The 13,186-nt window shown below is 36.9% G+C and carries 11 protein-coding genes; 8 read left to right on the top strand and 3 right to left on the bottom strand.

The genetic code is table 11. From position 1 onward, the window contains the following. The first annotated feature begins 20 nt into the window (after positions 1 to 20). From AC1DG9_RS02495 to AC1DG9_RS02475, 5 genes are all read left to right on the top strand, one after another. Positions 21 to 902: a cupin-like domain-containing protein gene (locus AC1DG9_RS02495; protein ID WP_172661698.1), complete on the top strand. Its 882-nt coding sequence runs from the start codon at positions 21 to 23 to the stop codon at positions 900 to 902. Between the two features lie 96 nt (positions 903 to 998). Beyond that, positions 999 to 2,096: a vWA domain-containing protein gene (locus AC1DG9_RS02490; RefSeq protein ID WP_048907737.1), complete on the top strand. Its 1,098-nt coding sequence runs from the start codon at positions 999 to 1,001 to the stop codon at positions 2,094 to 2,096. A 31-nt stretch (positions 2,097 to 2,127) separates the two neighbouring features. Continuing rightward, on the top strand, positions 2,128 to 3,627 hold the full coding sequence (locus AC1DG9_RS02485) for a sigma 54-interacting transcriptional regulator (protein WP_477634268.1): 1,500 nt from the start codon (positions 2,128 to 2,130) through the stop codon (positions 3,625 to 3,627). A gap of 22 nt (positions 3,628 to 3,649) precedes the next feature. Further along, positions 3,650 to 4,927, top strand: coding sequence for a metallophosphoesterase (locus AC1DG9_RS02480; protein ID WP_288883610.1), 1,278 nt, complete (start codon positions 3,650 to 3,652; stop codon positions 4,925 to 4,927). 23 nt (positions 4,928 to 4,950) lie between these two features. Then, positions 4,951 to 5,838 carry a UbiA prenyltransferase family protein gene (locus AC1DG9_RS02475; RefSeq protein WP_172661701.1) on the top strand — a complete coding sequence of 296 codons (888 nt, stop codon included), beginning with the start codon at positions 4,951 to 4,953 and terminating at the stop codon, positions 5,836 to 5,838. 7 nt (positions 5,839 to 5,845) lie between these two features. Here AC1DG9_RS02475 and AC1DG9_RS02470 read toward each other — a convergent pair whose 3' ends face one another. From AC1DG9_RS02470 to AC1DG9_RS02460, 3 genes are read right to left on the bottom strand one after another with little or no spacing between them, the layout of a single operon-like run. Beyond that, positions 5,846 to 6,535 (bottom strand): response regulator transcription factor, encoded by a 690-nt coding sequence (locus tag AC1DG9_RS02470; RefSeq protein WP_172661702.1) that lies wholly within the window; start codon positions 6,533 to 6,535, stop codon positions 5,846 to 5,848. A gap of 43 nt (positions 6,536 to 6,578) precedes the next feature. Beyond that, entirely contained in the window at positions 6,579 to 8,246 is a 1,668-nt protein-coding gene (locus AC1DG9_RS02465) for a sensor histidine kinase (RefSeq protein WP_288883614.1), read from the bottom strand. Between the two features lie 10 nt (positions 8,247 to 8,256). Beyond that, a complete protein-coding gene (locus AC1DG9_RS02460; protein ID WP_477634267.1) occupies positions 8,257 to 10,149 on the bottom strand; it encodes a S9 family peptidase in 1,893 nt (630 codons plus the stop codon). A gap of 315 nt (positions 10,150 to 10,464) precedes the next feature. Here AC1DG9_RS02460 and AC1DG9_RS02455 point away from each other — a divergent pair, with 315 nt between their 5' ends. From AC1DG9_RS02455 to rfbC, 3 genes are read left to right on the top strand one after another with little or no spacing between them, the layout of a single operon-like run. Then, the gene (locus AC1DG9_RS02455; RefSeq protein ID WP_288883616.1) at positions 10,465 to 12,273 is read left to right on the top strand and encodes a tetratricopeptide repeat protein; all 1,809 of its coding nucleotides are present in this window, start codon (positions 10,465 to 10,467) and stop codon (positions 12,271 to 12,273) included. 15 nt (positions 12,274 to 12,288) lie between these two features. Further along, entirely contained in the window at positions 12,289 to 12,591 is a 303-nt protein-coding gene (locus AC1DG9_RS02450; protein ID WP_172661706.1) for a DUF4286 family protein, read from the top strand. 8 nt (positions 12,592 to 12,599) lie between these two features. Beyond that, positions 12,600 to 13,154 (top strand): dTDP-4-dehydrorhamnose 3,5-epimerase, encoded by a 555-nt coding sequence (rfbC, locus tag AC1DG9_RS02445; RefSeq protein WP_172661707.1) that lies wholly within the window; start codon positions 12,600 to 12,602, stop codon positions 13,152 to 13,154. Positions 13,155 to 13,186: the final 32 nt, after the last annotated feature.

The raw sequence follows: 13,186 nt of genomic DNA, 5'->3' as shown, positions 1-13,186 counted from the left end.
GTATCTTATCATTAAAACTTATGAGTTTTATTTTAAAGCCGGTAGATACCGTTGAGAGCATCAGCCCCGCTGATTTTAAAAAAAATTATTTAGATGCCAGACGCCCTTTGATCATTAAAGGACTGACTAAAACATGGCCGGCAAGAGAAAAATGGACGACCGACTATTTAAAAGAAATAGGAGGAGATCTGAAAGTTAGCTTGATGGACAATTCTAAGGCTGATCCGTCGAAACCGATTAATGCATCTGTAGCAGAGATGAGATTTGGGGATTATCTTGATCTTATTAAATCTAAACCAACAGAACTGAGGATCTTTTTCTTTAATCTGTTTAAACATGTTCCTAACCTGGTAAATGATATTGTTATTCCTAAAGATTTAATGGGAGGCTTTATTGAAAGCATGCCCGCTATGTTTTTTGGAGGATCGAACTCGGTTACCTTTTTACATTACGATATAGATTTACCTCACCTTTTCCATACCCACTTCGGTGGAAGAAAGCACATTATCCTTTTTGATAATAAATGGAAGAAGCGCTTGTACTGTATCCCTAATGCAACCTACGCATTAGAAGATTATGACGTAGCCAATCCTGATTTTGAGAAATTCCCAGCACTTAAGGGGGTTGAAGGTTATGAAGTTTTTCTTGAACACGGTGATACCCTGTTTATGCCTACCGGTATGTGGCATTGGATGAAATATCTTGACGGCTCTTTTTCGTTAAGCCTAAGAGCGTGGGATGCGTCAATTACAAGAAAGGCCCAGAGTGTATTTAACCTTGCTATTAAAGGAGGTGTTGACAGTATTTTAAAAATGGCATTTAAAGCTCCTTACGCTAAGTGGAGAGAACGCCTGGCAATAAAAAGAGCTGAGAGAGCATTGGCAAACGGCAGCCCTAAATAGGCTGCCGAAACTTCTCTGCCTGAGGTATTTTTACAACTGGATAACATTATTAACACCTCAAACTTTTACCTTCGATAATTCGTTTATAATGAATATATGAGAGGTTTCCATTTTTCTAATTTCCAACCCGATGATTTACCGAAAGGTGGCTTTGATGAATTGCTTAAGCTTTTCACCCAGCTTTTGAATTATACTGCAGGCGATGCCGGGGAGGCATTGGCCTGGATGAACGAGCTGGACAAGAAATATAAGTTCACAAATAACGAATATGGGATGGGTGATTTTATTGATGACCTTAAGGAAAAAGGTTATTTGAAAGAGAACCCGGCAAATGGTGACTTAAGCATAACTGCCAAAACAGAGCAAACCATACGTAAATCTGCCCTTGAAGAGATATTCGGCCAGTTAAAAAAAGCCGGAAAGGGTAACCACAACACCAATATATCAGGCATTGGCGAAGAGAAAAATGCAGACAGAAGAGAATTTACTTTTGGTGACAGTTTAGATCAGATAGACATTACCGCGTCAATCCAGAATGCCCAAATAAACCACGGCATTGCTAACTTTACGTTAACAGAGCGAGATCTGGAGGTAGAGGAAAAAGACTATAAGACCCTTACATCGACCGTACTGATGATAGACATATCACATTCTATGATTCTATATGGCGAAGACAGGATAACGCCCGCTAAAAAAGTAGCTATGGCGTTGGCAGAGCTAATTAAAACCAGATATCCTAAAGACACGCTGGATATTGTTGTATTTGGCAATGATGCATGGCCTATATCAATTAAGGATTTGCCTTATTTACAAGTAGGGCCTTACCACACAAATACTTTTGCCGGATTGGAATTGGCAGCCGATTTACTACGCCGTCGTAAAACCCATAACAAACAGATTTTCATGATTACGGATGGTAAACCAACTTGTTTAAAAGAAAACGGCAGATATTACAAGAACAGTATGGGGCTTGACAGAAAGGTGGTTAATAAAACCTTAAATATGGCGGCTCAATGCAAACGACTAAATATCCCAATTACCACGTTTATGATAGCCCAGGATCCTTACCTGCAACAGTTTGTACGAGAATTTACCCAGATCAACGGAGGAAGAGCATTCTATAGTTCCTTAACCGGCCTTGGAGAATACATATTTGAAGATTATATAAAGAACAGACGGAAAACAGTCAGATAAGTTCTAAGCGCTCAATTCGAAAAGATAAGACATGGATTACAACAACATAAAAACACTTGGCCAACTAAAGGCCTCAAGCTATAAATCATTATCTGTAAAAGACGAGCTTCGTAAGAATCTGATTGTTCAGCTTAAAAATAAGGATGCTGGATTTGAAGGCATTTTAGGATATGATGAAACCGTGATTCCGGAATTGCAAACGGCTATTCTTTCGCGCCATAATATTTTATTGTTGGGTTTACGCGGTCAGGCAAAAACACGTATTGCCAGGCTGATGGTAAATCTTTTAGATGAGTATATTCCATACGTAAGCGGAAGTGAGATTTTTGATGACCCTTTGAACCCTATTTCATGGTACGCAAAGCATGAAATATTAATTCATGGCGACAATACCCCTGTTAGCTGGCAGCACCGTAGCGAAAGATATACTGAAAAACTGGCTACTCCCGATGTAACCGTAGCCGATTTGATTGGAGATGTTGATCCAATTAAAGCTGCTACCTTAAAATTAACGTACAACGACGAACGGGTAATTCATTTTGGTTTAATACCCAGAGCTCATAGAAGCATCTTTGTAATTAATGAGCTGCCCGATTTGCAAGCGCGCATACAGGTGGCATTATTTAATATGCTACAGGAAAAAGATATTCAGATAAGAGGTTTCAAGTTACGCTTGCCATTAGATGTACAATTTGTTTTTACTGCAAACCCGGAAGATTATACCAATAGAGGCTCTATTGTGACGCCGCTGAAAGACCGCATAGAAAGCCAAATCCTAACCCACTATCCTAAAACCATTGACATTTCCAGAAAGATAACCTTCCAGGAAGCAAAAATAACAGAAGAGCAAAAAGCGAACATCGAAGTAGATGGCCTGGTTAAAGATCTGATAGAACAAGTTGCATTTGAGGCCAGAAAAAGTGAGTTTATTGATCAAAAGTCGGGGGTTTCAGCAAGGTTAACCATTACCGCTTATGAGAACCTCATTAGTACTGCAGAACGAAGAATGTTGATTAATGGAGAGAAAAGCACATCCATAAGACTTTCTGACCTGGTAGGCATTATTCCAGCAGTAACCGGAAAAATTGAACTGGTTTACGAAGGTGAATTGGAAGGACCTGCAAAGGTTGCGAATACACTCATCGGCAAAGCAATTAAAAGTTTATTTGCTCGCTATTTCCCTGATCCGGAAAGAGCCAAAAAAAGTAAAACCGCTAACCCATACACTAACATAACCGAATGGTTCACAGATGGAAATACACTAGATATAGCCGACTCCCTTACACAGGCAAAGTACGAAAAGCAGCTTAGGGAGGTTAACGGCCTATATGATCTGGTTAAAAAATTCCATCCTAAACYAAGCGAAAACCAAACCTTATTGTTAATGGAATTTGTACTGCATGGTTTGGCGGAATATTCACAGTTAAACAAAAAATATCTTGAAGGGGGATTCGGATTCTCAGATATGTTTGAAAGCTTATTTAACACCGAACTTGGTGATGACGACGACGATGACATTAATTTCAGGTAATCTTATTAATAAAAATACTTAAATGGGACGACTACCCGCACTTATAATTTTATCTGTTTTACTTCTGGCTTTCGATTACTACTGTTATCGGGCAATATTATCCGTATTTAAAAAATGGAAGCCAACTACAAAAAAACTGTTTTCAATAATTTGGTGGACGTACACCGGTATTCTTGTAATAGGCGTGTTTGCAGCGATTTATGTTCCTTCTTACTTACCTTTATATTTAAGCCTTCGATCAGTTATTCTTGTGGCATTCTTTTTAACCTTGGTTTGTAAAATAGTAATGCTGCCGTTTTTATTGATTGATGACATAAGGAGATTAATTGTTAAAATAAACAGGTTCTTCAAAAGAAAAAACACAGCAGTTTTGACTGAGAAAGAGCCCCAAACTATGGTTGGAGAACCTATAAGCAGATCGTCGTTTATTATAAAAGCTGGATTAATCACAGCTGCTATTCCCTTGACCTCTCTTACCTGGGGCATTTCCTCTGGCGCCTACGACTATAAGATAAAAAGGAGGACTTTAGTGCTCCCGAACCTCCCAAAGGCTTTTGAAGGAATCAGATTTGGTCAGATCTCGGATATCCACTCTGGAAGTTTTTATAATAAGAAGGCGGTACAGGGCGGTGTAGAAATGCTCCTGGCAGAAAAACCTGACTTTATCTTTTTCACAGGAGATCTTGTTAATGATATGGCCACTGAGATGCGCGACTATCAGGATCTGTTCAGTAAAGTTAAAGCACCCCTTGGAGTGTATTCCGTACTCGGAAATCATGACTATGGCGATTATCATTTTGGTGGCGCACCATCAGCTGCTAAAGCTAAGAACCTGCAGGATGTAATTAAAACCCATAAAGTAATGGGTTGGGATTTACTGATGAATGAGCATCGCCGGTTAAAGATAGATGGCGAGGAGATTGGAATATTAGGGATTGAAAATTGGGGAATGGGCCGTTTTCCAAAGTATGGCCGGATGGACCTGGCAACTAAAGACACAGATGATCTACCTGTAAAGCTACTACTATCTCACGATCCTTCTCATTGGAGGCAAGAGGTTTTGAAAAAATATCAACAAATAGATGCTATGTTTAGTGGCCATACTCATGGCATGCAGTTTGGCGTAAGAACTGAACATTATCAGTGGAGCCCTATACAATACATATACAAAGAATGGGCTGGTCTTTACAAAGAACAAAATCAACAACTTTATGTAAATGTTGGTTATGGCTTTCTAGGTTATCCAGGAAGGGTTGGAATTTTACCGGAAATAACGATATTTGAATTGAAGCGGGCCTAATTAAATTAACCGCCTCTCTGCAAATGATTAAAAGAATACTTCTTTCTATTCTTGATTTCCTGCTATTCAGCAACCTGTTTATAGGTATTTGTGCGGTTGCCCAGGGCTTGGTAACCTATCATCTTTTACATGTTCCTGCAGATAAATATATACTTGCATTCTTATTCTTTGCTACAGTAGGTCTTTACAACTTTAGTATGTTATTGGCCAAGCCTAAAGACCCAGGAAATTCACCATACATTAGAGTTAGATGGATATTTTCACATCATCGCCTAATCATTTCAATTACACTGATTTGTATTTTGTGTTTAATTCCACTCGGCTTATGGTATTTAAGCTTGGAATCTAAACTGCTGATGGTATTTACCGGATTAATGGCTGTTGGCTACAATGTACCTTTCCTAACACTAAATAAGCAGCAAATCGGTTTAAGAAATATCCCGGGAATTAAGCTATTTCTGATCGCTCTTGTTTGGTCTATAAGCAGTGTATTGCTACCAATAGTTGAACTTGAACGCAGCTATCAGATCAATATCTCCTCGGCCGAAACCCTCTTACTTGTAGCCAAACGCTTTTTATTTATTGCGGCCATTACTGTTCCCTTTGACATCAGAGATTTGTTTCAAGATAAGCTGTATGCACTTAAAACAATCCCTGTAATGCTTGGAGAAAAAAAAGCTTACGTCTTCTGCCAATTTTTACTCGGCCTCTATGTCTTGCTGTTAATTCTATTCAGACAGGCAACAGTAGGAGACATCGTTGCCCTTACCCTAACCATAATCTTAACGGGCTGGCTGATCTTTAAATCCAATATCAAAAAGAATGAATACTACTATTTCTTCTATCTTGATGGAACCATGGTTCTACAATACCTCGCATTACTACTCGTTACCTGGATTACGCAGTTATAAAAATAAGTTACGCTGGGTTAAAGCGATATCCAACACCTCTTACCGTTTGCAGTAATTGCGGATTATCAGGATTAAGCTCTATTTTTTTACGTAAGCGTACAATGTGCATATCAAGAGTTCTGGTATTCACATCAGAATTGTACCCCCAAACAACCAACATAAGTTCATCTCGGTTAATTACCTTATTCGGATTCCTTAAAAAGTAAAGTAAAATCCTGTTTTCAAGAATTGTAAGCTCTATCTTTTTCCCGTTTCTGAATAGTGTATGGATATTAGGGTGATGTTCCATATTTCCGAAACGATGGATCTCTGAACGGTCATTATTAAGCAGATATTTAACCTTACTATCCAACATTGCAACCAGAACATCCATATTAAATGGTTTAGTTACATAATCTGAAACTCCAAAATTATAAGCATCTATCTTATCCACATCCTGAGCTTTAGCTGTCATCATGATGATCAAATTCTCGAACCCCTGTTTTCGTACTTCTTCACAAACTTCGGCACCCTGTTTACCAGGTAACATCCAATCTAAAAGAACAATATCAGGCTGCTCATCTATTATCATTTTTTCGGCAGTTAAACCATCACCAACCTCCAAAACATCATAGCCTTCGGCTTTTAAACGATGTACAACCAGAAAGCGTAAATTCTCGTCATCTTCAACTATCAGTATTTTAATTCCCTTAGACATAATTTTTTATTTATTTGAATATAAATGCAAACGTATAATGGTACTAGTCATTATATGGCAGTACAATTTTAAACTCTGTTCCTTTATCAACTTTACTTTTTACCGTAATCTCGCCACTCATAAAGTTAACGAGTTCCTTACAGAAAGCCAAACCCAGACCAACGCTCCCATTCTGGTTGTACTGGTTTTGTATGCGAAAAAATTTCTTAAATATATTATTAATTTCTGACGAAGGAATTCCTATTCCCTGATCCGCAAACCGGAATACTACTCTTCCCTTAATAAGTCTGGCAGAAATGTGAAGCCGTTTCCGCTCTTGTGGCGAATACTTATAGGCGTTTTCTGCCAGGTTATCAAAAAGACTTCCCAGTAATACCGGATCGGTAACAAATGTTTTGAATCCGCTTACATCAAAAGTAAAATCAAAATCGGGGTGTTTAAGTCTATGTGATTCAACCGTACTTTCAATAAAATCATTAATATTAATTTTCTCGGAGTTTAGCTGTATTGCCTTATTCTCAATCTGAGTAAAGGCAAGTAATTTGTTCATTAAACCATTCAGCTTATCAGCCTCTTCATCAAGAATTTTTCCATAAAGTTTTAATTCTCTTTCGGTTAAACTAGATGCACTTTTAATGTTGTTTCCTGCAATCTTAATTACACTTACCGGAGTTTTAAACTCATGAGTAAGGTTATTCATAAAATCGTACTGCAGTTTAAACATCTTCTGATTAATATTTAAGTTTCTATAGATAAGGAATGCCACCAATACCAAAATACTGTAAAACAACAATACACCTAAAGCAATCGGAAGGAAATAACTGAGGATTTCCTTATCAATAAAGGATTTAGAAGAGATAAAATAAAGCTTAAAATCTGAAAATGGTCCCGGCAAGGTTATCTCAGTAGTAACATATAATGAAGAGGTTTCAAGCGGATCATATGTTAACGGTTCAATTTTAATATATTGATATAATAGAGGTCTAGAGTTGATGATCTTGATTTTATATGGATCCAATTGAAAAGAAAGCATGTCCTGCTGATAAATCGGCTGTGGATTTAAAGATTTTCTCATCATTGTTTTGTACATCTTAAGATCCTCTATCCTCGGTATATTCAAATAGGTAATCTTGTTAGACCGTACATTACTAAAGTTACTAAACAGTTCATCCTGGCTAGGTACGCGAGTGGTATCCAAACTCTCAATATACGATACCAGCTTCAATGCTAAGGCATTAAAATCGTCCCCTGCAATGAAATTACGGGTATTATCACTTGAGAATAGCTTAACCGAATCCATTGGAACCAAGCTTCCAAACTGATAAATACTTTTAGGGCCAAAAGAGAACTTTCCGATATTTAAACCATCAGTTACCGGGGTATTTTTAACTTCAGAATCATAAAAGATTACCTTGGATACAAAGGGATATTCCAGCAACACGGTGTCAACAAAGTTAGATGCAGTGGCCGAATCCAGATAACCATTATAATAAGAAACCTCAGGTAGTTTTTTCTGAAAGAAATCATTATATGGCCTAATGCTTTGTTCAAGTACGTTTACCTTTTCAGAAACAAATTGGTTTTCTATATACTTTGTACTAAATCTATAGGCTAATAAAAGCGACAACATAAACAGCACCAACATCAAAATGATGAAAGTGAGTATTAATGGAAAATTCTTACGATAACCGCTTTTCTTCTCTGAAGACATGAGGTTGAATTTACTTCTTTTTTAGGTTAACTTCTAAAAACGATTCAAGAGCTGTATATAGTTTTTGTCGTCCCTCATCGTTTTTACTATAGAATGGATCACCATCATTTTCCAAATAAGTCACGCTTATATTTCTCTTTTGGAGATTTTTTACGAACTGTATGGTTTCACCAGCATTTATATTCGGATCCTTGGTGTTTTGAGCAATAAACAAAGGTTTCTCTATCCTATCTACCTGAAACAAGGGAGAAGACTGGCGCATTTTATCTACGTCAGTAAGTGGATTTCCTATAACCTCATAGTACATTTGTAATTTCGGTTTTAAAAATGGTGGTATTGATTTCAAATAAGTGAATAAATTAATCACCGCAGAATTTGAAGCACCACATGCATAAGTCTTATTTTCAGAATATAAACCATTAAGTGCAATGTATCCACCAAAACCAGTTCCATATATTCCAATCCTTTTAGGATCGGCAATTTTTTTACTGATCAGCCACTTAACGCCATCATTAATGTCATGTTGTATTTTACATCCCCACTCTTTAAAACCAGCAGCCATAAAAGCTTTACCATAACCAGTAGACCCTCTGTAGTTTACTTGAAAAACAGCATACCCTCTGTTTGCAAGAAACTGCACTTCTGGATTATAACCCCAAATATCTCTTGCCACTGGCCCATCGTGAGGCAGCACTACAACCGGCAAATTCTCGGCTTTCATTTTTAAAGGTAATGTTAGATATCCCTCTATTTTCATCCCATCTCTTGAAACATAACTGACAGGTTTCATCTCGCACATTTCGTCTTCATTAATAGCTGAATTGAAATCGCTCAATTTTCGAATTTTCCCTGTTTCAGAAAAATAAAGGTAGTAGGACCCTGGATTACGATCGGTAAACGTTCTTACAATAAAAACGGTCTCTGCTTTATCCCTATCAATTATCMTTGTTTCTGTTTTAGGGAGTAATTTATCCAGATTATTGTAAATTAATTTTACCGAATCATCCAGATAATGCTTCTCTTTTTTCCAGGTTTCATAAACAACAAAAGACATTTTCTGCTTTCTCCTTGAATACTGAGCGTCAGTAATATTTATAGTCTCGTCACCAAACAAAACCTTAATCTCTTTCCCGGTCTTACAATCAAGCTCAACCAAGGCCCCTTTATCACGGTTTACATTGGAAATAGCATAAATAACGTTTAGTTTATTTTTAGCAAAAGCAATTGGTCTTAACGTATTTTTAAAGTTATTTGTTACTATCGGCTTAAATGCGTCGTTTTCGCTTTCTCTGTATAACAATGTTTCATTTACACCATCACTGCTTGTTGCCAATCGGAGTTTACCTTCAGAATCTGTGGTCCAGTCTGTAATATTTCCCGGATTTTTTGCAGCCATTTGCATTTCCCCATTACGAACATTTAAACGATAAACATCAAAAACTGTTGAGTCTCTTTTGTTAGACGAGACAAGCAGGTATTTATCGTCCATCAATTGATCATCAAGAACCTTTATTCTGCTCTTTTCGTTATTCGTTAGCTGCCGCTCATTCTTACCATCCTTATTAATAATAAATATATCAGAGAGCCTAAGCGCAGGATCCGTTTCTTTATAATAAATGAGCTCATCCTTACTTACCCAAAAATAGAAGATAATGCTCTTTTCCTTTAATTGAGTTATCTTTTTCCCCTTACCTGTCTCAATATCCTCAACATATAAATTTTGATTCTTGCCCTCTAATTTCAGATAAGACAAGTTCCTGGCATCTGGTGAAACCCTATAGCCTATCCTATTTTGCGATTTAAAAAAATCGTCGATAGGCATAACTCTCACTCCCCCCTTTTGTGTACAGGCTAAAGCAAAAAGTGATAAGAAAAGAAAAAAATATTTTTTAAATACAACCATATCATTTTTCTGCTTACAAAGCTACGGAACCCTACCAGTGTAAATCAGTTTACACCAATATTGTTACCTTAAACCCCCATTTCAATATGCTCAAAATAAATTAAATATTTAACTAATATGAATTATCAGTTCCTTAGAAACAATCTTTAAAACCCGTCAAATCAATAATTGCCTCATAACCAAAGAAAATAAATATTAAATAATAGAAAACATTCCTTGAGTAACATTTAAAATACGCTTTTATGTTTTTACCAATAGAAGGGAAATTAGAATTCAAATCATTATTTTAGGGACTCTATTGATAGTCCATCCCTGATGAAAAAATTAATTCTGATTTTATTATTCTCTTATACAAGCTTTCTTTGCTCAGCTCAAAGCAGCGTTGATGAAGGATTGGCTTTTCAATATTACCAGCAAGGCCAGTATCAGGAAGCCTCTGTTTTACTGGAGAAATTGTTCAATGCGACTAAGAATGATACTTATTTTGACCTCTGGTATACCTCCCTTATTAAGCTCAAAAAACTAGATGAGGCCGAAAAGATTGCCAAAAAACTAATTAAACAAAATCCAAAAAACTTACATTATACAATGGCTCTTGCCCGTGTTTATCAGGAAAAGGGACAAATAGATGCGGCAAATAAGGCATACTCAGAAACGCTGAACAATTTGCCGGCAGATGAGTTTAAGATAAGAGAGGTTGCTAATATATTCTATAGCTTTCAGGCATATGATCTCGCTATATCAACCTTCTTACAAGGAAGAAAGATGCTTAACAATGAAAAGATTTTCACTTACGAACTTTTAAGTATATATCGTTTTAAAAAGGATAAGAACATGCTTGTGCAGGAGTACATTAATGCACTCGCTCAAATGCCTGAATTATTGCTCCAGGCAGAAAGTGTACTCTCTTCTATTTTTGAAGACAACGCCGATTACCTTATTTTACAAGCTGCCTTGTTAAAAAAAATACAGAAGGAACCGCAAACAGAGATTTATACCAAACTTTTAATATGGCAATATCTTCAGCAGCAAGAATACGAAATGGCATTAAGGCAGCTAATAGCACAGGATAAACGAGTTAAGGATGATGGAGCTATATTATTCAATACGGCCAATACTTTTATTGCTAATCAAGCCTATACTACTGCTATAAAGGCCTTTGAGTACATTGTAAGTAAAGGCAAGGAGAATCCATATTTTTTACCCGCAAAGGTAGAAATGATAGATGCAAAATATCAGCTGGTAATCACGGGTCAATTTGATAAAAAAGCAATTACAGATCTTGCTACAGAATACGGTTCTATAATTGATGAGTATGGAAAAACTGCTCAAACAGTTTTTGCAATGAAGAAACTGGCTAACTTACAAGCATATTATCTTAACGACTTACCTAAGGCTGAAAAAACGTTAGAAGACGCATTAACTATCACCGGCCTTTCTGCAGCCGAAACAGGCCAGATGAAACTCGATCTTGGAGATATTTATATATTGACACAACAACCCTGGGAGGCTTTTTTAATTTACGAACAGGTGGCTAAGCAGTTTGAAAACCAAGCTGTAGGAAACGAAGCTCATTTCCGCTCAGCAAAACTTTCTTTTTATCAGGGCAATTTCTCCTATGCAAAATCCCAGGCAGATGTTTTAAAGGCATCAACATCTCAATTAATTGCTAATGATGCATTAAACTTGAGTTTAATGATTTCCGATAATCTTCAATCTAAGGTAGACAGCAATGCACTTAAAATGTATGCTGATGCGGAGATGCTTCAGTTTCGAAATCTTCCTGCAAAGGCTCTCATAAAACTGGACAGCATTGCAATCGCCTTCCCAAACAATAGCTTGACTGATGACATATTAATGGCAAAATCCAGAATATATATCAAAACAAATGAAATAAATAGCGCCATAAAGGTCCTTAAAGAACTTATAGACCAACAAGGAACCAGTCTTTGGGCCGACGATGCGCTATTTACATTAGCAGACCTATATGAGAAAAACCTGAAGAATAATGAAGAAGCTAAAGCATTATATCAGAAACTGATTAGTGACTATCCAGGTAGTATGTTTACCACAGAGGCCCGTAAGCGTTTTAGGAAACTTCGTGGGGATAATATTGGTACATAGTTCTATCTTTGCACCATGTTATTATACAATGTAACCACAATTATCGAAGATAACTCAGCAGATCGCTGGCTTCAATGGATGCAGGAGATCCACATTCCACAAGTAATGCAAACAGGATTATTTGTATCCAATAGGCTTCTTAAAGTAGTTGACTCTCCAAATGAAGGTGTAACATACTGTGCGCAGTATATAGCCGAAAACATGGATAATTACTTAGCCTACCAGGATAACTTTGCACCTGCTTTACTAGCCGAAGTGAATGAAAATTTTAAAAATCAGCAGGTGTCCTTTACCTCTCTGATGGAATATATCGCTTAATCCTATTTATGAATATTATAGAGACTCCCATTGCTAACCTTCTGGTTATTGAGCCCAAGGTTTGGAAAGACAACCGGGGATATTTTTACGAAAGCTACAATTCAAAGTTGTTTTCAGACGCAGGTATTGATGCTACCTTTCTACAAGACAATCAATCTTTTTCTCAGAAAGGTGCTTTACGTGGACTTCATGCTCAAAAAGCTCCATTTGAGCAAGGTAAGTTAGTAAGGGTTCTACAAGGCAGCGTTTTAGATATAGCAGTAGATATCAGAAAACAGTCTGAAACTTTTGGCCAATATTTCAGTATAGAACTTAGTGGCGATAACCATAAACAATTATGGGTTCCACCAGGATTTTTACATGGTTTTTTAACTCTTGAGGATGATACTATTTTCACCTATAAAGTAACTAATTACTATGACAAGGCTTCCGAAATTGGTGTAATATGGAATGATGCTGATATCAACATCGATTGGAGTAGTAGCATTGCAAAAGAAGATCTGATCCTCTCTGACAAAGACCTGATATTGCCCACTTTCAAAGATTTCGACAGTCCTTTTTAAAGATTGGACTTACTATCAACCCTGTAATTGTT

The sequence above is a fragment of the Pedobacter sp. 05L430 genome (assembly GCF_056397585.1).
Note: the sequence above shows the minus strand (reverse complement) of the source record. Positions and strands in the feature narration are given on the sequence as shown.